This window comes from Bradyrhizobium sp. AUGA SZCCT0182, from assembly GCF_018130185.1.
Lineage (GTDB): Bacteria > Pseudomonadota > Alphaproteobacteria > Rhizobiales > Xanthobacteraceae > Bradyrhizobium.
Genome location: NZ_JAFCLY010000020.1, coordinates 114,479 through 133,495, shown reverse-complemented (window position 1 = coordinate 133,495; position 19,017 = coordinate 114,479). Strand labels below are relative to the sequence as shown.

Genomic DNA, 19,017 nt, shown 5'->3' with positions numbered 1-19,017 from the left:
GCCGCCGTCAGGCGGCTTTGTCGTTTGTGGTGGCGGGCGACCTGCCGCCGCCGCGCTCTTCTTTCTCCCGAACCTGCATGCCATCTTCTGATACCAAGGATTGCAGCGTCGTCTTGTGCCGCGCCGCAAGGATCGTGACACAAGCGAGGCTGGCAATTGTTCGAACGTGGATATCGGCAGCGCCTTGAGGCGGACCTGGTCAAATGGGTCGCAGAGGGCGTGATTTCGGGCGACGCGGCCCATTCCATCCGCAAGGCGCGATTTGGCGAAGAGGCGACCTCGCGCCTGCCCGCCATCTTCGCGATGCTCGGCGCCCTGATGCTGGCGGCCAGCGTCAGCGCCTTTGTTGCCGCGAACTGGCAGGAGATTCCGCGCCTGGTCAGGCTGGTCGGCATCCTCTCGCTGATTGCGGCCTGTTTTCCGATCGCCCTTCTGCTCGGCCGGCGCGCGATCCCATGGGGCGCCGATGCCGCCGTGACATTCGCCACGCTTAGCTTCGGCGCGGGCGTGGCGCTGGTCGGCCAGATGTATCATCTGCCGGGCGACTGGCCGGCGGGAGCGATGCTGGTGGCGATCGGCGCGCTCATCGCGGCCGCGCTGACGGGCAAGAGCGGCCCGCTCGTGATTGCCTTTGCGGCGATGACGGCCTGGTCGTTCGGAAGGTTCGACGACGCGCAATGGCACGAAATCCATTGGCCGTTTTTCCTGCTGTTCGTACCGGCATTTGCGTTGGCGCTGGGCCGCGACAATCGCCTGGTGGCGCATGCTGCAGCTCTGGCGCTGGGCGTCTGGCTGGCCACACTGACGTGGGCGCCAGCGAATCGCCTGATCCATGGCGGCATTGCGTTCTCGGTAGCCTACATCGCGATCGGGCTGCTGGCGCTGGACCGGGACTGGCCCGCCGAGTTCCGGGCGCTCCTGCCATGGGGTGGCTGGGCCTTCGGCGTGTTTCTCTGCTTTGAAATCGAACTCGTTCTGGAAAAATCAGTCCGCTCCGCGCACGCCATCGATGCGCATCTCGGCCTTGCTTATGTCGCGGCGGCGCTCGCGCTTGCGGCCCTCGCGGTACTGGCACGTCACAGGGACAACGGGCGGCTTGTGATCATCGCGGCCTGCGCCATTGGCTTGACGATTCCGCTGATGCTGGCGGGCGGCCCCGCAATTCCGAGCCGCGTGCTGATTCCCATCGCCGTGCTCGTCAGCGCGGTGGCCTTGATCGCAGGCGGCCTGCTGGTCGGCCTGCGGACATTTGTCGTGGTCGGCTACGCGGTGTTCGGCGTTTCGATATTGATCCTGCTCTGGCGCACGGTCGGCACATTGCTCGACCAGTCCCTGTTCTTCCTTGCCGCCGGTGTCGTGCTGCTGGGGCTCGCCCTGGGGGCGCACAAGCTCGCGAGCTGGTCGAGGCGTGCCAATGAACAATCCTCGGGGAGTGCGGCCTGATGGGTACGATCGATACTTTCCTTGCGCGCGTCCCGCTGCTTCCGCGCTACATCCTCGCCGCGCTGCTGCTCTGCGGACTGATCCTCGCGATGGTCTATCAACGGGCGGAAATCTTGCGAAACGGCCAGGAAGTCCGGCTCGAGATCGTGCCCGTCGACCCGCGCGACCTGTTTCGCGGCGATTATGTCATTCTCGATTATCGAATCTCGGCGGTTGACCTGCCGAAGGACACAACGAGTGAGTTCAAACGGGGGCAAAAAGTATTCGTGACCCTGCGGCCCGACGAGAACGGCAAGGCGAGGGCGGTCGCGATCTCATCCGAGCGGCCGGCGGTGTCCGGCGCCGATATCGTCATTCTGGGCACGGTGAGCGCGGGATCGGTCTGTCCGCCTAACGAGGCGGGGCTCAGGGTCTGCACGCCCGGAATCCGCGCCGCGCTCGTGAAATACGGGCTCGAGAGCTATTTCGTGCCGCAGGGCGAGGGCAAGAAAATCGAGACGACCGAAAAGGCACGGCTGGAGGTGGTCGCGGCCGTGACGGCTTCCGGCCAGGCGGCGATCAAGCGCCTGCTGATCGACGGCAAGCCCGTCTATGACGAGCCGCCGTATTGACGGGCGGCCGCCCTGCCCGCGGTGTGCTTCTCTATTCGGTCAGAACGTGTCATGCTCTGATACCCTAGGTTGCATACTCATTTCATGCCGCGGGCGAGGCATGTCCCATGAGCCGAAAAATCATCCTGCTGTCCGACGGCACCGGCAATTCCTCGGCAAAAGTCTGGCGCACCAATGTCTGGCGCACCTTCGAGGCGCTGGATCTCTCCGGCAACGACCAGGTCGCATTGTATGACGACGGCGTCGGCACCTCGTCGTTCAAGCCGATGGCGATCCTAGGTGGAGCGTTCGGTCTCGGCCTGCGCCGCAACGTCATCGCGCTCTACAAATTCGCCTGCCGGAACTATCGCGACAAGGACGACGAACTGTTCGGCTTTGGCTTCAGCCGCGGTGCCTTCACCATCCGGATCGTGATGGGGATGATCGACAGCCAGGGGCTCGTCAAAGCCGATAACGAGGTTGAACTGCACAGCCTGGCGAGTGCGGCCTACCGTGCCTATCGCAAGGACCGCTACCCGAAACTGAGATTTGAACGGCCGTACCAGTGGATCCGCAACAAGTTCGGCCCGCACTACCCGCCAAGAGAGGTTCGCAGGAACGTCAAGATCAGGTTCATCGGGGTCTGGGACACGGTTGCCGCCTACGGCATGCCTGTCGACGAAATGACCCGCGGCATTCATGACTATATCTGGCCGCTTGAACTGCCGAACAAGCATTTGTCGCCGAGCGTCATGCGCGCCTGTCAGGCGCTGGCGCTCGACGAGGAACGCACCACCTTCCACCCCCAGCTCTGGGATGAAACCGCTGGTATCCATGGTGCGGCATCGCCGGCCGAACCCGGCGGGAAGCGCTTCATCAAGAACGAACGCATCAGCCAGGTCTGGTTCGCCGGCGTGCACACCAATGTCGGCGGCGGCTATCCCGACGATGCGCTGGCTCACATCCCCTTCGTCTGGATGATCACCGAGGCGAAACGCTGCGGGCTGAAATTCAAGTCGGATTATGCGGGCCAGCCGCCGAGCCCCGACCACATGATTGCCGATCCCGACACGTTCAAGAACGCGATCTCGAAGCGCGACAAGGACGGACGGCTGTACGATCCGCGCAAAGGCGTTGGCGGCTATTACCGCTACGGACCGCGCAAGCTGGTGCCGGCCTTCTATCCGAAGAAACTGGAAGAAGACGAGGTCGACGTCATCAGCGCCAAGATTCACGAGACTGTGTTCCGGCGCATCGAGAACAACGCGCATGCCTACGCGCCGGTTGGCCTGCCGCCGTACTACGAAGTCGTCAAGGAAGATGGCGAGATCGTCTCACCCGACACTTTCAGCATCGCGCCGTCGACACAACCGTTCGAGACCAGTGCGGCCGCGGCGCAGCGCGCACTGGCGCAGGAGCATGTCTGGAACTGGGTCTGGGCACGCCGTATCGCCTATTTCGCTACCGTCGGCGCGACGCTGTGGCTGGTGATCTTCCCCCTGGTCTCCAGTGCGCCACGCTACGATGAATATACCAGTCCGATCCGGTGGGTGTCGGACTTCGTGCGCTTTGCGTTGGGACTTCTTCCAACCCTCGCATCGACCTGGGCCGACGGTTATGCACGCGCGCCAGCCTGGTTTCTGGTCATGGTGGGCCTGGTCTCGGCGCTGTTGTATGTGAACTCGTGGATCGCAGGCCGGACCTCGCGCTTGATGGCTTCGATCTGGCGAAAATCGCCGCAAGCGCCGACAGGCCTTCCCGACAACGGGATTTACGGTCTGCGCAGCAGTCCGCTTTACATCCATTTCCACGACAAATTGAAGACCATGATCGCGCCTTTCCTGTTCGCGGTGATGTTCATCTATCTCGGATTGGCGTTTGTCAGCCATCTCGCTTACGACGGCTTCGACACGGCCGGACTAACCTGCGTGCGTCGAGATACCGATCCAAAACCTGCGGTGCTGGCCGTCAACCAGACCGCGCGCGTCGAATTCAAGACGTCGGATTTGTGCAAGGCGACCGGCATCCTGCTGCAGCATCGCGGCCGCTATTATGTGACCATTCAACCCGGCGCCAAAAGCGGCGAAGACAAGCAATGGTTCAATGGCCTTGCCCGCATCGGCACGCCGGTCGGGGGCTTTTCCAGCAAAGAGCGGCCGCAATGGTACGAGCGTGTCTATCTCTGGCTATTGCTGCCGATGCGGCGGGAATTATCCAAGGACTGGTTCCGCATCGTGCTGCGTTTTGGCAATGTCGGCGGCGAGGAGGACTCCTACGAGCCCGATCCCTATGACGACATCATCCAGTTCAATATCACGCCGACGATTGCGCCCAACGGCAAGGAAGAATTGTTCGTCTTCGTCAACGACGCCGTGATCGGCATTCCCGGTCTCTATGATTTGCTCTACCGCAACAACCACGGCACCGCCGTGCTGTCGGTAACGCGAAGAAGGTAACGGGACGGTCTTGCGCGAGGCGGGCCGCGATTCCGTCGATCCGACGTCGCCGGCAATCGGGCGTCACGCTAAATTGACCAAGCGTCGTCGCGGACACGCCGGATCGCGCCCGGCTGAATGATTCTTGCTCGAGCCCAATGAGTTGCCGCACCCGCGGCAGAGCCGGTCAGGCCTGTCCCACCGAGAACTAACGCGCGCACGATCTGCCTTGTTTTGTGGAAGCCCGCCGATCGGGACGCGCACCGTTCGATCCGGCCGCGGCGCTGGCTTCAAACGAATATTGCGGTGCAGCGCGTCTTCGCAAAAAGTCCGAAAAATTTTCTTCGCAATCTATTTTCGTCTGACAGGGTAGCGCAGCCTACGCTTCTCTCCTGCAATGGATGTGCTAACATTTTGCAGTCTACTCGACCCCACCTGACCAAGTTCGCCTCTCAACGTTCAAAATAATAACAGGCGCAGCCTCCAAGGCTGCATAGGGAGTGACGCGATGAAATCGGCTTTCCATCGATCTATTCTTGCGCTCACGGCGATCCTAGTTGTCGCGGCGGCCAGCCAGGCCAACGCGCAACAGAAGCCGCTGAAGAAATACGAATCCGGCACCAAGGAGTTCTGGACCAACCCGCCGCCCGACTGGTTTCTCGGCGACGAGACCGAGGCGCAGAAGGGGCAGGCGCCGCCTTCCGGCCCGCCGACCGGCGCATCGGAGGCCGAACTCGCCAAGCTGATCCCGAAGATCAAATTGCCGGCGGGCTTCAAGATCGAGGTCTACGCCTCCAACGTTCTGGAGGCGCGGCAGATGGCCAGGGGTGACAAGGGCACGCTGTTTGTCGGCTCCTTCAGCCTCGGCAATGTCTACGCGATCAAGGACAATGGCGGCAAGAGAGAGGTCAAGACTGTCCTCAAGGGCCTCACCATGCCGACCGGCCTCGCCTTCGTCGATGGCGCGCTCTACGTCGTCGCGATCAACAAGCTGATCAAATACGAAAACGCCGAAGCCAATCTCGACAATCTCGGCGCCGGCAAGGTGGTGTATGACGACATGCCGTCCTACGTCGCGCATGGCTGGAAATACATCGCGGTCGACAAGGAAGGCTGGTTCTACCTGCCGTTCGGACCTCCCTTCAACATCGGCCTCCCGCCCACCAGCCTCTCGCAGATCCGCCGCGTCGATCCCAAGACAGGCAACGCGGAAATCTGGGCGCTCGGCGTCCGCAACAGCGTCGGCGGCGACGTCGATCCACGCTCGGGGCGATACTGGTTCACGGAGAACGCGCGGGACTGGATCAGCGACGACCTGCCGAGCGACAAGCTCAACATGATCTCGAAGATCGGCGAGCATTTCGGCTATCCCTACTGCCACCAGGGCAATATGCCGGATCCGAAATTCGCGATGGGTCACAAGTGCTCGGAATTCACCCCGCCCGTGCTCAATCTCGGCGCGCATGTGGCGCCGCTCGGCATGAAGTTCTACACCGGCAGCCAATTCCCCGCCGAGTACAAGAACAACATCCTGATCGCCGAACACGGCTCCTGGAACCGGAAGAAGTACCAGGGCGCCCGGATCAAGCGCGTCATCGTCGGTCCGGACGGCAAGAACGCCAAGCAGGAGATCTTCGCGTCCGGCTGGCTCGAAGGTGACCAGGGCTATCTCGGCCGTCCCAACGACATCATCCTCGACAAGGACGGCTCGATCCTGGTGTCCGACGACTGGGCCGGTGCGATCTATCGCATCAGCTACGCCAAGAAGTAAGGCGCATAGCGTTTTCGAGCGAAGTGGATACCGGTTCGCGTGAAGAAAACGCGTCAAACAGGAGACGAGACGATCAGGGGCTGCGGTTGCTCGGGAACGAGTGGCCGCAGCTTCGCGTTTGTGAGGACTTCGATCGAACCCAACAGCCGTCATTCCGGGGCGCGCGAAGCGCGAGCCCGGAATCCATAACCACGATAATGCGTATGGATTCCGGGCCTGCGCCAAGTGGCGCATCCCGGAATGACGGAGGAGAGTGATGATGCGAACTGCATTAGCCGGAAGCCTGCTTGCAGCCATGATGATCTGCGGCCCCACCCATGCCGCCGATATCGCCGCCGGCAAGGCGAAGGCCGAATTGTGCGTCGGCTGTCACGGCGAGAACGGTATTTCGCAAATGGAAAACATTCCCTCGCTGGCGGCGCAGCCGGACATGTTCATCCAGTGGCAGTTGGTGTTCTACCGCGCCGGTGCCCGCAAGAACGAGCAGATGCAGCCGATCGTCGAGCAGCTCAACAACGAGGACATCCGCAATCTCGGTGCCTATTTCGCGCAGCTCCCGCCGCCGAAGGCGCCGCCCGACGACAAGCCGGATCTGTCGAAGAAGGGCGCGCAGGCGGCCGTGGGCGGGCGTTGCGCGTCTTGCCACCTGCCAGACTACGCCGGCACCAAGGCGGTCGCCCGCGTCGCGGGGCAGCGTCAGGATTATCTCATCAAGGCGCTGCACGACTACAAGTCAGGGGTGCGGTCCGGCGGCGGCATGGCGGCGATGGCGAGTGTCGCCTATTCCCTCAGCGAAGAGGAGATCGAGGCGCTGGCGCATTATCTGGCGCATCTCTAACCGTCGTCCCGGCGAAGGCCGGACCCATACGCCGTGTCCCATCAATTGGGCAATATGTCAGAGATCTTCTACAACAATTACCGCCGGTGGTTATGGGTCCCCCGATGCGCAATTGCGCATCTGTGCTCAAGGCCGGGACGACGGCGGAGTGCGTTGCGTGGCCGGCTATTCCCAGGCCCTCACCCCCGCTGCTTTTCATACGCCTTGAGATGGGTGTAGGTGATGCGCAGTTTCGGCACCGGAATTTTCGCGGCGTCGGCACGGGCGACGAGATCGCCGATGACGTGATCGGCTTCAACCGGGAATCCCGCCTTGACGTCGCGGAACATCGAGGCGGTCATGGGCGAGCCTTCCGCGGTCAACAAACCACGGGTGCGCTGGAAGAACGGCCCACCGGGCGCAAAGCCTTCCGCTGATGCGACCGCGCTGCATTCATCGAGCATGCCGAGCAGGAAATCCTTGCCGCCCGTCACCGCCAGGATGTTGCCCACCGAAGTGCGCATCAGGCAGGTCGAGGCCGCCAATGAGGCCAGGAATACCCACTTCTCCCACATATCCTGCATGATGTGTTCGCTGGCAACAGCGCCAATGTTGCCGCTGGTGAAGATTTCAGAGATCGCACGGACGCGATCCGACATCTTGCCGTCGCGTTCGCCGAAATTGAGCGACTGCATCGGCGCCAGCTGCACCACCTCGCGCGCCTGGTTGAGCGTCGCGGCAATCGCACAGAGGCCGCCCAGCACGCGCTCCGCGCCAAATCTTTCGTCGAGCACGTTCAGGTGCAGCATGCCATTGAGCAGTGGGATGATCGCGGTATTTGGGCCAACCGCCGGCGCAAAGGACTTGATCGCGTCCTCGAGGTCGAACGCCTTGCAGCTCAGCAGCACCACGTCGAATTTTTCGCTGAGCTTGTCGGCCTGCACCGTCGGCGGATTCTTCAGCGTGACGTCGCCGGCAGGGCTCTTGATGACGAGGCCGGCGGAGGCGAGTTCAGAGGCTCGCTTCGGGCGCACCAGAAACGTCACGTCGCGCCCGGCCTGGAGCAACCTGCCGCCGAAATATCCGCCGATGGCGCCGGCGCCGACCACGAGAATGCGCATCGTTCAACTCCGTTTTGTTCTAGCTTACTTCATCCAGAGAGCCGGAGATATCACGGTCCTCGTCATGCTCGGCCAGTAGCGCGAAGCGCGTCTTCGCGCTAGGTGTGCCGGGCATCCACGTCTTAACACCGCAGCAGCAAGCAAGACGTGGATGGCCGGGTCAAGCCCGGCCATGACGGAAAGAGCGTCCTACCACTTCTCCCCGAACGGACGAATCTCCAGCTCGAAGGTCCAGGCGCTGCGCGGCTGCTGGTAGAGCTGCCAATAGGACGCCGCGACCGAGGCCGGCGGCATCAGCAAATCCGGATTGTTGAGCGCTTCCTTGCCCCAGAGCTGTTCGCGGCGCTCGCGCACCCAGGCGGTATCGACGCCGGAATCGATGATCAGATGCGCAACATGGATGTTCTTTGGCCCGAGCTCCCGCGCCATCGATTGCGCCACCGCGCGCAGGCCGAATTTCGCGCTGGCAAAGGCAGCAAAACCGCTGCCGCCGCGCAGGCTCGCGGTGGCGCCGGTGAAGAAGATGTTGCCCTGGCCGCGCGGCAGCATCAGCCGCGCCGATTCCCGGCCCGCCAGGAAGCCAGCCCAGCAGGCCATTTCCCAGACTTTTCGAAACACGCGGTCGGTGGTCTCAAGAATCGGGAAATTGACGTTGGCGCCGACATTGAAAATGCAGATCTCCAGCGGCGCGTGCTGGTCGGCGTCGTTGAGGAAGGCGGCGACCTCGTCCTCCTTGCGCGCATCGAGCGAGCGCGCCACGATCGCCCCGCCTGCTGCCTCGATCTCCTTCTTCAGCGGCTCCAGCTTGGCGCCGTCGCGCCGGCCGGCGAACACGGTGAAGCCTTCGGAAGCGAATTTCTTGGCGATTTCGCCGCCGATATAGTCGCCGGCGCCGATCACCGCGACGGTGGCGTTTCGTTTTTGCATTGGTGAACTCCGCTGATTCTGTGTCGCCGTCATTCCGGGATGGTCCGAAGGACCAGACCTCAGGTGCGCAATTGCGCACCGGGGAATCTCGAGATCCCGGGTTCGCTTCGCGCCCCGGGATGACGACTGCGTCGTCATTTCCCCGAAATCATCTCCTCGACTTCGCGCAACTGCTCCTTGCCGAAGAACATCTCCTTGCCGACAAAGAACGTCGGCGAACCGAATGCACCGCGCTCGACCGCGGCTTGCGTGTTCTCGATCAGCTTTGCCTTTACATCCGCGTCCTGCGAGCGGGCCAGCAGTTTGGCGGCATCGAGGCCGGATGAGGCCAGCGCCTTCGCCGCGACTTCCGGATCGTCCATCTTCTTCGGCTCGACCCACATGTGATGAAATGCAGCTTCGACATACTTCTCGAACACGCCTTCCAATTGCGCGGCGACTGCTGATCGCATCAGGTTCAGCGTATTGACGGGAAAGAACGGATTCCAGGTGTAGGGCTTGACGGCAAAGCGCTTGACGAAGCGTTCGGTCTCGATCGCGTGGAACTCGCGCTTGTTCTTGACGCCGGCGAGCGTCTCGGCCGGCGACTTGTTGTTGGTGGCCTTGAAGATGCCGCCGAGCAGCACCGGAACATATTCGAATTTCGCACCGGTGCGCTTTTCGATCGCCGGGATCGCCTCATGGCTGAGGAAGGCGTTGGGGCTGCCGAAATCGAACAAGAATTGCGGATTTAGGCTCACGGCGGCCTCCCTCGGATGGTTCTTATATGATCCCTATCATTTCAACCAACCTAGCGGGTCCGATCAGCCGGATCAACCGGACTTCGTCTCAAGCTTCGCGATGAAATGCCGGAACTGCCAGCCTTGCAGCATGGTCCCGCACATCCGCGGGCCATTCGGCGATCAATTGCTCGAAACGTTTGGCGTCGCCCGCGAACAGCGCGCGGATCGCTTCCTCGAAATGCGGCCGGTTGCCGGCCATGGTCGACATGAAACGATAGGCGGCCTCCTGCGCAAGGCGGATGCGATCGCTGCCCTCGTTGTTGCGGCGCGCCTCGTCGACCAGTTTCCGGATTGCGACCGAGGCGCCGCCCTTTTGCTGCGCCAGCCAGTCCCAATGCCGCGGCAACAGAGTGATCTCGCGCGCGACCACGCCGAGTTTCGGGCGGCCGGGACCGCGCGGGGCGGCGAGGACGGTATCTTCATCCGTGGACGGTGGCTCCGGCAGCGGAATCCGCGCCACGACGTCGTCGACCGAGCCGCGGAAGTCGACATCGACCAGCGCGCTGGTCCTGCCGTTGAAAATCAGGATCGAGGCCTGCGGCTGCCGCCCGAGCGCCTGCCTGGCGGAACGGGCGACCTCGCGCAGATCGCCCGATCCGACGCAGCTGTCTCCTTCAAAAGCGATGTAGGCGGCATCAGATGTGGGATTCACGGCTGTTCCTCGATTCTACCTTGGATATTACCCGGGTAAATTAGGTCTGTCAAAGCCCATAACCCCGCCTTGAAGCCATCTCGACTTTCCCGTGCCCGGCTGGCACCAACGCGGCGGTCAATTTGGGGAGCGGCTATGCTGACGGTGCACCATCTCAACAATTCCCGCTCGCAGCGCGTGCTGTGGCTGCTCGAAGAGCTCGCCGTGCCCTACGAGATCGTGCGCTATCAGCGCCAGGGCGACATGCGCGCGCCGAAAGAGCTGCTCGCCATTCACCCGCTCGGCAAGTCACCCGTGATCACCGACAACGGCAACACCATCGCGGAGTCAGGCGCGATCGCCGAATACATCATAGGCACTTATGGTAACGGCAAGCTGATCCCCGCAGCAAATACACCGGAGCGGCTGCGCTACACCTATTGGCTGCACTATGCGGAAGGATCCGCGATGTCGCCGCTGCTGCTGAAACTGTTGTTCACGCTGATGCCCAAGCGCGCGCCGGCCTTGCTTCGGCCATTGGTGCGCAAGGTCTGCAATACGGCGCTGACCACACTGGTCAATCCGCAGCTCAAGCAGCACATGGATTACTGGGAAGGCGAACTGGCGAAAAGCGAATGGTTCGCCGGCAGCGAATTCTCCGGCGCCGACATCCAGATGAGCTTTCCGCTGGAAGCCGCCGCCGCGCGCGGCGGGCTGGAGGTCGGTCACCCCAAGGCAATGGCGTTCCTCGAACGCATCCACGCCCGTCCGGCCTATGCGCGCGCGCTGGAAAAGGGCGGGCCGTATGTGGTGGGACGCTAACCTCTCCCGCGCTTGCGGGGTCGAGACGAGCGAAGCTCGCTCTTAGGTCGACGCGCGAAGCGCGGCGGGTGGGGGCTCTCTCCACACGAACAGTCTGAATCGCGGAGACACCCCCACCCCGGCGCTCCCCCGCAAGCGCGGGAGAGGGGGAAGATTCACGGCCCCACCACCGCGATCACTTCCTTCACCAATCGCGCGAGCCCGCCGATATCGCCGGTCGGATCGACGCTGTCGCCGAGGCGGACGACGACGAGACGCTGTGACGGCATGATCATAATGCGCTGGCCGAGATCGCCGGCCGCAAAGAACGCGTCGCGGGGAATGCCTGATCGCACGCGTTCTTTGGCGTGTGCATGCTCGCTGCGATTGGTCCAGAACCCGGCGCCATAGTCGGTGTCGAGTGTCGCAGCGGCCGAGAAATCCACCCAGTCCTCGTGCAGCAGGCGCTTGCCGCCGACAACACCGTCATTGACAAACAGCAGTCCGAACCGTGCCCAGTCCCGCGCGCTCGCCAGCATGTTGGTCGATCCCTGCAGCGTGCCTGTCGCGTCGAATTCCAGCGTGACGTCGCGCATGCCGAGTGGATTGAACAATTCGCGCCACGCAAACGCCAGGCTCTGCTCCGGTCCGCCGGCGGCATCGCGAATGATCCGCGCCAATAGCTGCGTCGTCGGGCTGGAATAGGCCCAGCGCGTGCCCGGCGGCGCGACAAGCGCAGCGTTGACCGCGAAGCCGGCCATGTCGTCCTGCAGATAGACCATCTCGCTGAAGCTGTTGGTTTCGTCGAGCGCCAGCCCGGTGGTCATGCGCAAGAGATGCTCGACCTCGATCTCGCGCCTGAGATCGCCGCGCCATTCCGGTATCGGCGCGGGCATCGAGGGCGTGACAAGCCCTTGCTGGGTCAGCACCCCGATCAAGGCATTGATCACCGACTTGGTCATGGAAAAGCCGAGCAGCGGCGTGTTGACGCCGATGCCGCTGGCGTAGCGCTCGGCGATCACCTTGCCGTCGTGCACTACGACCACCGCCTTGGTACGACGGAACGGCGGCTCGGCCCGCTCCTCGAAGGCGTGCTCAAGCGCGGCCTTCAATGCGGGATTGGACGGCGCCACGACATCGGGGCCGGCAATCTGGCCCAGCAGCGGCGGCGATTTCGGTACCTTCAATGCGTCAATGTCGCTCTTGAGGATATACGGCTCCTTCGTTCCGTGCCGCAGCACACAGCCGAGCCCTTCATGATAGACAGCTCGGCTGCCAAACATCCACGCCGCCGACGCATCAACACTCATCGCAGTGTGATCAACGTAAAATCGCAGCGCCGTGCGCAGGCGGCGCAGTCCGGGACGCTCGATAGTTTCCGAAAACACGGTTTGCGGATCAAGGCCGGAGACGAAGGTCTTGGCGCAGACATTGTGCGCCACCACGCCGGTGGCGATGCGGATCGCGCGATCGGGACGGTAGATGACGCAGGCCGTCGCCGACACGGTCAGCAGCAACGCGACAGCGGTCCAACTTCGCCAGCCCACACGCCTCTCCGCTGCCCGTCAGTTTCCAGCGCTACGGTTTCGCGGCGGCGACCGAGGGCAGCGCTTGCACGGTGACGCCGGGTGGCGGGACGTCGTCATCGGGAACGAAGAAGTCCGGCATCAAAGGTACCGACTTGTCGACGCGGTAAGGCTCGAAGTCGCGCACGCCGCTGGCATAGAGTACCTTGTCGTCGATGCAGAACTGCCCCGTGAATTCGCGGGAGGGTTTGGTGAAGATGACGTAAGCGGCGTCGCCCATGATTTCAGGCGTGCGGCTGGCGCGCATCATCGCGTCGCCGCCGAGGAGATTGCCGACCGCGGCGGTCGCGATCGTGGTGCGCGGCCACAGCGCGTTGACGGCGACGCCTGCAGATCTCAATTCACCTGACAGCCCGAGCACGCACATGCTCATGCCGAATTTGGCCATCGTATAGGCGGTGGAATGCTCGAACCATTTCGTCTTCATGTCGAGCGGCGGCGACAGCATCAGGATGTGAGGGTTGGTGGCCTTCTTCAGATGCGGGATGCAATATTTCGACACCAGGAAGGTGCCTCGAGTATTGATACCCATCATCAGGTCGAACCGCTTCATGTCGGTCATCTGCGAATTGGTCAGGCTGATGGCGCTGGCATTGTTGACGCAGACGTCGATGCCGCCGAACTCGGCCACGGTCTTTTCGATCGCCGCGATCACCTGCGCTTCGTCGCGGATGTCGCACAGCACCGGCAGCGCCTTGCCGCCGGCAGCGCGAACCTCGTCGGCGGCGGTGTAGATGGTGCCCTTGAGTTTTGGGTGCGGCTCCGCGGTTTTCGCCGCGATCGCAACATTGGCGCCGTCACGCGCGGCGCGCAGCGCAATCGCCAGCCCGATGCCTCGGCTGCCTCCGGATACGAACAGCGTCTTGCCTTTGAGGGATGTCATTGGACGACTCCAGGTTAGGGACGCACAAATGGTTATGCTCCCTCCCCCGCAAGGGGGAGGGAACGACCGAGCAAGATTGAAGAACAATCCTACGCCGATGCGTTCGTCAGGCAAACCGGCAACAGCGAATCGAAACCTACTGCCCCGCCGCTTCCGCGCCGCGGGTGCGCGGATCGGGGGCGCCGAGCAGGCCGGTGGGCGTAACCGCAATCGAATTGGCCGAGGTCTGGCCGAGCGGCACGATCACCTGATGCCCTCTGGCCTTCAGCGCGTCGAGCGTCTCTTGTGGAAAGCCGCGTTCCGCCCGCACTTCGTCGGGCATCCATTGATGGTGCACGCGCGGCGCGGCGACGGCAGCGGCGACATCCATCTTGTAATCCAGCGCGTTCACGACGATCTGCAGCACCGCCGAGATGATGCGGCTGCCGCCGGGCGTTCCCGTCACCAGCACCGGCTTGCCGTCCTTCAGCACGATGGTCGGCGACATCGACGATAGCGGCCGCTTGCCCGGGCCGGGCAGATTGGCCTCAAAACCCACCAGCCCGAAGGCGTTGGAGGCGCCGGGCGCGGCGGTGAAATCGTCGAGCTCGTTGTTGAGCAGTACGCCGGTGCCGTCGGCGACCAGGCCGACGCCATAGGGGAAGTTCAGGGTGTAGGTGTTGCTGACGGCGTTGCCACGGCTGTCGACAACCGAATAGTGCGTGGTGTTGCTGCCCTCGCGTTGCGGGGTAATTTTCAAGACATCGGCCGACGGCGTTGCGCGTTCCGGATCGATGCTGGCGCGTTGCCTGGCAGCGTAATCCTTGGCGAGCAGGACTTGCATCGGCGCATTGACGAAATCGGGGTCACCTAGATAGCGGGCGCGGTCGGCATAGGCGCGCTTCATCGCCTCGATCATGACATGCAGCGAGGGGGCCGAGCCCTGCTTCACGTCGGACATCGGAAAGCCTTCGAGGATGTTCAGCGTTTCCAGCAACACCGTGCCGCCCGACGACGGCAACGGCATCGAGACGATGTCGTAGCCGCGGTAATTGCCGCGCACCGGCGCGCGGAGCAGCGCCTGATATGATTTCAGATCGTCCGGCGTCATGATGCCGCCGGCACTGCTCACCGCCTTCGCCAGTTTTTCGGCGACCGGTCCTTCATAGAAGCCACGCGGGCCCTGTTCGGCGATCGCGGTCAGCGTGGCCGCCAGGTCAGGCTGGATCAGCCGGTCGCCGTCACGCAGCTGCTCACCATCGGCACGGGAGAAAGATTTGGCGGAATTCGGCCAGCGCGCCATCCGGCGATACATGTCGGAGAGTGTGTCGGCCATGTCGTCGGCGACGATAAAACCGTCGCGGGCCAGTTCGATCGATGGCTGGATGATTTGCGCGAGGGTGAATTTGCCGGAGCCGTATTTTTCCAGCGCGAGCGCCAGACCCGCCACGGTGCCAGGCACGCCGATGCCGAGCGCCGAATTGCGCGATCTGTCGGTGTCGGGTTTGCCGTCGGCGCCGAGATACATGTCGCGCGTGGCAGCGGATGGGGCGGTCTCGCGATAATCGATCGCGACGTCTTCGTTGCGCTCGGCGGAATGAATCACCATAAAGCCGCCGCCGCCGATATTGCCGGCGCGTGGATAGGTCACGGCCAGCGCAAAGCCGGTCGCGACCGCGGCGTCGACCGCGTTGCCGCCCTGCCGCAGGATGTCGGCGCCGACGCGCGCCGCGAGCTTCTCCTGCGCCACCACCATGCCGTGTTGGGCGGATACGGCGCGAACCGTGGCAAGGTCCGGCGGCGTATAGAGGCGGCGTTGCTCCTGCGCATAGGCCGTTGTGCCTGACGCAACGACGAGCGTGATGGTCACCAGCGCGCTACGCCACTTATTCGTGCAGAAAATCATCCAAAATCCGCCGCAGTTGGAGCCGGTGTGATGCCTGGCAATAGCACACGCATGATAATCGCATGCTATATGGGTTCGAATTCGACGGGCAAAACGCCTTGTCGTGATCGATGAAGGAAATTCCTGGGTATGACGGTGACTGCTCCTCAGGCATCTGGCGCTGATACTTCAAGAAAATATCCGCCCCGCGCCGCCGTCGTCAGCTGGATCTTCTTCGACTGGGCCGCGCAGCCTTATTTCACGTTGATCACCACCTTCGTGTTCGCGCCGTATTTCGCAGGCTTCGTCGCGCCGGATCCGGCGACCGGGCAGGCGCTGTGGGGATTTGCCACCGCGGCCGCGGGGCTGATGATTGCGCTGATGTCCCCGATCCTGGGCGCGATTGCCGACGCCAGCGGCCGTCGCAAGCCGTGGATCGCAGGATTCGGCTTGTTGCTGGTGATCGGCTCGAGCCTGATGTGGTTCGGAAAGCCCGGCGATCCCAGCATTATCCCGACACTGCTGCTGTGTTATGCGATCGCAAGTGTCGGCGTCGAATTCGCCACCGTGTTCAACAACGCGATGATGCCCACGCTGGTGCCGCCGGACAAGATCGGACGGCTGTCCGGCACCGGCTGGGCCACCGGCTATGTCGGTGGTATCCTCAGCCTGATCCTGGTGCTTGGTTTTCTCGCCGCCAATCCGCAGACCGGACGCACGCTGTTCGGGTTCATGCCGCTGTTCGGCCTCGACCCGGTGACGCATGCGGGCGACCGCATCACCGGACCGCTGACGGCGCTGTGGTTCATGCTGTTCACGCTGCCGATGTTTTTGCTGACGCCGGACTATCCGGCAAAGCTTCCGATGCGCGCGGCGTTGCGCGAAGGTTTGAGCGAGCTGAAGCAGACGCTGCGTGAATTGCCGAAGCAGAAATCGCTGGCGACGTTCCTGCTCGCCAACATGATCTATACCGATGGATTGGTCTCGCTGTTCGCCTTCGGCGGCATCTACGCGGCGGGCACGTTCGGCTGGCACACAATCCAGATCGGCACCTTCGGCATTGTCGCGGCGATCGCGGGCGTGTTCGGGGCGTGGCTCGGCGGCAAGCTCGATGATCGCGTGGGGCCGAAGCGCGTGATCGCGATCAGCCTCTTGGTGCTGCTGCTGGCGCTCGCCGCCATCCTGCTGGTCGACAAGGATTCGATCCTGTTCGTGAAGGTGGCGCCCCCCGTGCCCGGCGGACCGCTGTTCTCGGGTGCGGCCGAGCGCGCCTATCTCATCCTCGGATGCCTGATCGGCGGCGCCGGCGGTCCGCTGCAGGCGGCGTCGCGCACGCTGCTGATTCGCCTCGCGCCGCAAGATCGCATCGCGCAGTGTTTCGGGCTGTTCGCGCTGACCGGAAAGGTCACCTCGTTCGTCGGACCGCTGCTGATCGGCGTTGTTACGGCGGTGACTGCGAGTCAGAAGGCCGGCATGGCGCTGCTGGTGGTGTTCTTTGTCGTCGGGCTGGTGTTGCTGTTGCGGGTTAGGGAATTACCCGCTCGTCATGCCCGGGCTTGACCCGGGCATCCATCAATTTTGAAAATCTTTTTGCGTAGCGGATGGATTGCCGGGTCAAGCCCGGCAATGACAGGTGTGGCTCAATGCCGGAAATGCCGCACGCCCGTGAACACCATGGCGATGCCGTGGTCGTCGGCGGCCTTGATCACCTCGTCGTCGCGCATCGATCCGCCGGGCTGGATGACAGCGGTGGCCCCGGCTTCGATGCAGGCCAGCATGCCGTCGGCGAACGGGAAGAACGCGTCTGACGCGACCACCGAACCCTTGGTCAGCGGTTCGGCGAGTTTCATTTCAGCCGCGGCATCCAGCGCCTTGCGGGCGGCGATGCGGGCGGAATCGACGCGGCTCATCTGGCCGGCGCCGATGCCGACGGTGGCGAGATCCTTGGCGTAAATGATCGTGTTGGACTTGACGTGCTTGGCGACGCGGAAGGCGAATTTGAGATCGCGCAGTTCGGCATCGGTCGGCGCGCGCCTGGTTGCGACCTTCAGCGCCATGTCCTCGATCACGGCGTTGTCGCGGCTTTGCACCAACAGGCCGCCGGACACCGTCTTGGCGGTAAGCCCCGGCTTGCGCGGATCGGGCAGGCCGCCGACCAGCAACAGCCGTAGATTCTTCTTTGCGGCGACGACAGCGATGGCTTCCTCTGTCGCGTCCGGCGCGATGATGACCTCGGTAAAGATTTCGGTGATGGCGCGCGCAGCGTCGGCGTCGAGTGTGCGGTTGACTGCGACGATGCCGCCGAAGGCCGACGTCGAATCGCAGGCCAGCGCCCTTTTGTAAGCGCCGAGCAGATCGCTGCCCTCGGCAACGCCGCAGGGGTTGGCGTGCTTGACGATGACGCAGGCGGCGGTGCGGGCCGGGTCGAACTCGGCGACGCATTCATAGGCCGCGTCGGTGTCGTTGATGTTGTTGTACGACAGCTCCTTGCCCTGAAGCTGGCGCAAGGTCGAAACGCCCGGCCGCTTGTCGGGCGTGGCATAGAACGCCGCGGTCTGATGCGGGTTCTCGCCGTAGCGCAGCGACTGGATCAGTTTGCCGCCAAAGGCGCGGAAATCCGGCGCGTCGTCTTTCAGCTGAAGCGCAAACCAGTTCGAGATCGCGGCGTCATAGGCCGCGGTGCGGGCGTAGGCTTTTGCCGCGAGACGGCGGCGCAACTTCAATGAGGTGGCGCCGTTGTTGGCGGCGAGCTCGTCGAGCACGGATTGATAGTCGCTGGCTTCGACGACGACCGCGACATCGTCGTGGTTCTTCGCCGCCGCGCGGATCATCGCCGGACCGCCGATGTCGATATTCTCGATGCAGTCCTCGTATCCGGCGCCTTTGTCGACGGTCGCCTCGAACGGATAGAGGTTGACCACCAGCAGATCGATCGGCGCGATGCCGTGCGTCTGCATCGCATCAGTGTGTTCCTTGTTGTCGCGGATCGCGAGCAGGCCGCCATGCACCTTCGGATGCAGCGTCTTGACCCGGCCGTCCATCATTTCGGGGAAACCGGTGAGGTCGGAGACGTCCGTCACCTTCAGCCCCGCGGCTGATATCGCCTTTGCCGTGCCGCCGGTGGAGACCAGATCGACGCCGTGGCCTGCAAGCGCGCGGGCGAATTCAATCAGGCCGGTTTTGTCGGAAACGGACAACAGAGCGCGGGTGACGCGGCGGGGATGGTCAGTCATGGGCAAGATCCTCGGTTAAAGGGGGTGCCCAGGCGCGCGGCAGCTAGTCCCGCGCTTCCCGATGGTACTCCATCCAAGGTCGCCAGTCGCGCGAGCAGGGCTCGGTTAGCAGTTTTCGGCGGGTTTCACAACG

Annotated in this window: 15 protein-coding genes and 1 riboswitch; of the genes, 7 read left to right on the top strand and 8 right to left on the bottom strand. The window is 63.3% G+C overall.

Annotation, left to right across the window (positions count from 1 at the left end):
- Window positions 1–156 precede the first annotated feature (156 nt).
- From JQ611_RS21725 to JQ611_RS21705, 5 genes are all read left to right on the top strand, one after another.
- Window positions 157–1,443, top strand: coding sequence for a DUF2157 domain-containing protein (locus JQ611_RS21725; RefSeq protein ID WP_212466553.1), 1,287 nt, complete (start codon window positions 157–159; stop codon window positions 1,441–1,443).
- The gene (locus JQ611_RS21720; protein ID WP_212466552.1) at window positions 1,443–2,054 is read left to right on the top strand and encodes a GDYXXLXY domain-containing protein; all 612 of its coding nucleotides are present in this window, start codon (window positions 1,443–1,445) and stop codon (window positions 2,052–2,054) included. Before JQ611_RS21725 ends, JQ611_RS21720 begins: the two co-directional genes overlap by 1 nt.
- 107 nt (window positions 2,055–2,161) lie before the next feature.
- Window positions 2,162–4,489 carry a DUF2235 domain-containing protein gene (locus JQ611_RS21715; RefSeq protein WP_212466551.1) on the top strand — a complete coding sequence of 776 codons (2,328 nt, stop codon included), beginning with the start codon at window positions 2,162–2,164 and terminating at the stop codon, window positions 4,487–4,489.
- A gap of 487 nt (window positions 4,490–4,976) precedes the next feature.
- The gene (locus JQ611_RS21710) at window positions 4,977–6,239 is read left to right on the top strand and encodes a sorbosone dehydrogenase family protein (RefSeq protein ID WP_212466550.1); all 1,263 of its coding nucleotides are present in this window, start codon (window positions 4,977–4,979) and stop codon (window positions 6,237–6,239) included.
- Between the two features lie 259 nt (window positions 6,240–6,498).
- Window positions 6,499–7,077, top strand: coding sequence for a c-type cytochrome (locus tag JQ611_RS21705; RefSeq protein WP_212466549.1), 579 nt, complete (start codon window positions 6,499–6,501; stop codon window positions 7,075–7,077).
- 179 nt (window positions 7,078–7,256) lie between these two features.
- Here JQ611_RS21705 and panE read toward each other — a convergent pair whose 3' ends face one another.
- The 4 genes from panE to JQ611_RS21685 all read right to left on the bottom strand — a co-directional run bounded on the left by panE (window position 7,257) and on the right by JQ611_RS21685 (window position 10,538).
- A complete protein-coding gene (panE, locus tag JQ611_RS21700; protein ID WP_212466548.1) occupies window positions 7,257–8,177 on the bottom strand; it encodes a 2-dehydropantoate 2-reductase in 921 nt (306 codons plus the stop codon).
- A 189-nt stretch (window positions 8,178–8,366) separates the two neighbouring features.
- Window positions 8,367–9,104, bottom strand: coding sequence for an SDR family oxidoreductase (locus tag JQ611_RS21695; RefSeq protein ID WP_212466547.1), 738 nt, complete (start codon window positions 9,102–9,104; stop codon window positions 8,367–8,369).
- A gap of 134 nt (window positions 9,105–9,238) precedes the next feature.
- Window positions 9,239–9,844: a 2-hydroxychromene-2-carboxylate isomerase gene (locus tag JQ611_RS21690; RefSeq protein ID WP_212466546.1), complete on the bottom strand. Its 606-nt coding sequence runs from the start codon at window positions 9,842–9,844 to the stop codon at window positions 9,239–9,241.
- Window positions 9,845–9,932: 88 nt separating this feature from the next.
- Entirely contained in the window at window positions 9,933–10,538 is a 606-nt protein-coding gene (locus tag JQ611_RS21685) for a DUF2239 family protein (RefSeq protein WP_212466545.1), read from the bottom strand.
- Window positions 10,539–10,673: 135 nt separating this feature from the next.
- Between JQ611_RS21685 and JQ611_RS21680 the strand changes: the two genes are divergently transcribed.
- Window positions 10,674–11,339, top strand: a complete 666-nt coding sequence (locus tag JQ611_RS21680; protein WP_212268568.1) for a glutathione S-transferase family protein — start codon at window positions 10,674–10,676, stop codon at window positions 11,337–11,339.
- Window positions 11,340–11,494: 155 nt separating this feature from the next.
- On the opposite strand, the gene JQ611_RS21675 is transcribed toward JQ611_RS21680, so the two are convergent.
- The 3 genes from JQ611_RS21675 to ggt all read right to left on the bottom strand — a co-directional run bounded on the left by JQ611_RS21675 (window position 11,495) and on the right by ggt (window position 15,672).
- Window positions 11,495–12,865, bottom strand: a complete 1,371-nt coding sequence (locus JQ611_RS21675; RefSeq protein ID WP_212466544.1) for a serine hydrolase — start codon at window positions 12,863–12,865, stop codon at window positions 11,495–11,497.
- Between the two features lie 31 nt (window positions 12,866–12,896).
- Window positions 12,897–13,787, bottom strand: coding sequence for an NAD(P)-dependent oxidoreductase (locus tag JQ611_RS21670; RefSeq protein ID WP_212466543.1), 891 nt, complete (start codon window positions 13,785–13,787; stop codon window positions 12,897–12,899).
- A 136-nt stretch (window positions 13,788–13,923) separates the two neighbouring features.
- Complete coding sequence (ggt, locus tag JQ611_RS21665) at window positions 13,924–15,672, bottom strand: gamma-glutamyltransferase (protein WP_212466542.1); 1,749 nt, start codon at window positions 15,670–15,672, stop codon at window positions 13,924–13,926.
- 129 nt (window positions 15,673–15,801) lie between these two features.
- Here ggt and JQ611_RS21660 point away from each other — a divergent pair, with 129 nt between their 5' ends.
- Complete coding sequence (locus JQ611_RS21660) at window positions 15,802–17,211, top strand: MFS transporter (protein WP_212466541.1); 1,410 nt, start codon at window positions 15,802–15,804, stop codon at window positions 17,209–17,211.
- Window positions 17,212–17,291: 80 nt separating this feature from the next.
- On the opposite strand, the gene purH is transcribed toward JQ611_RS21660, so the two are convergent.
- Window positions 17,292–18,884, bottom strand: a complete 1,593-nt coding sequence (gene purH, locus JQ611_RS21655; RefSeq protein WP_212466540.1) for a bifunctional phosphoribosylaminoimidazolecarboxamide formyltransferase/IMP cyclohydrolase — start codon at window positions 18,882–18,884, stop codon at window positions 17,292–17,294.
- Window positions 18,885–18,903: 19 nt separating this feature from the next.
- A riboswitch (ZMP/ZTP riboswitch) is annotated at window positions 18,904–18,984 on the bottom strand.
- Window positions 18,985–19,017: the final 33 nt, after the last annotated feature.

Coding starts and splice junctions, on each gene's coding strand:
- JQ611_RS21720 (WP_212466552.1), top strand. CDS start 1,443: ATGGGTACGATCGATACTTTCCTTGCGCGCGTCCCGCTGCTTCCGCGC.
- JQ611_RS21715 (WP_212466551.1), top strand. CDS start 2,162: ATGAGCCGAAAAATCATCCTGCTGTCCGACGGCACCGGCAATTCCTCG.
- JQ611_RS21710 (WP_212466550.1), top strand. CDS start 4,977: ATGAAATCGGCTTTCCATCGATCTATTCTTGCGCTCACGGCGATCCTA.
- JQ611_RS21705 (WP_212466549.1), top strand. CDS start 6,499: ATGCGAACTGCATTAGCCGGAAGCCTGCTTGCAGCCATGATGATCTGC.
- panE (WP_212466548.1), bottom strand. CDS start 8,177: ATGCGCATTCTCGTGGTCGGCGCCGGCGCCATCGGCGGATATTTCGGC.
- JQ611_RS21695 (WP_212466547.1), bottom strand. CDS start 9,104: ATGCAAAAACGAAACGCCACCGTCGCGGTGATCGGCGCCGGCGACTAT.
- JQ611_RS21680 (WP_212268568.1), top strand. CDS start 10,674: ATGCTGACGGTGCACCATCTCAACAATTCCCGCTCGCAGCGCGTGCTG.
- JQ611_RS21670 (WP_212466543.1), bottom strand. CDS start 13,787: ATGACATCCCTCAAAGGCAAGACGCTGTTCGTATCCGGAGGCAGCCGA.
- ggt (WP_212466542.1), bottom strand. CDS start 15,672: ATGATTTTCTGCACGAATAAGTGGCGTAGCGCGCTGGTGACCATCACG.
- JQ611_RS21660 (WP_212466541.1), top strand. CDS start 15,802: ATGACGGTGACTGCTCCTCAGGCATCTGGCGCTGATACTTCAAGAAAA.
- purH (WP_212466540.1), bottom strand. CDS start 18,884: ATGACTGACCATCCCCGCCGCGTCACCCGCGCTCTGTTGTCCGTTTCC.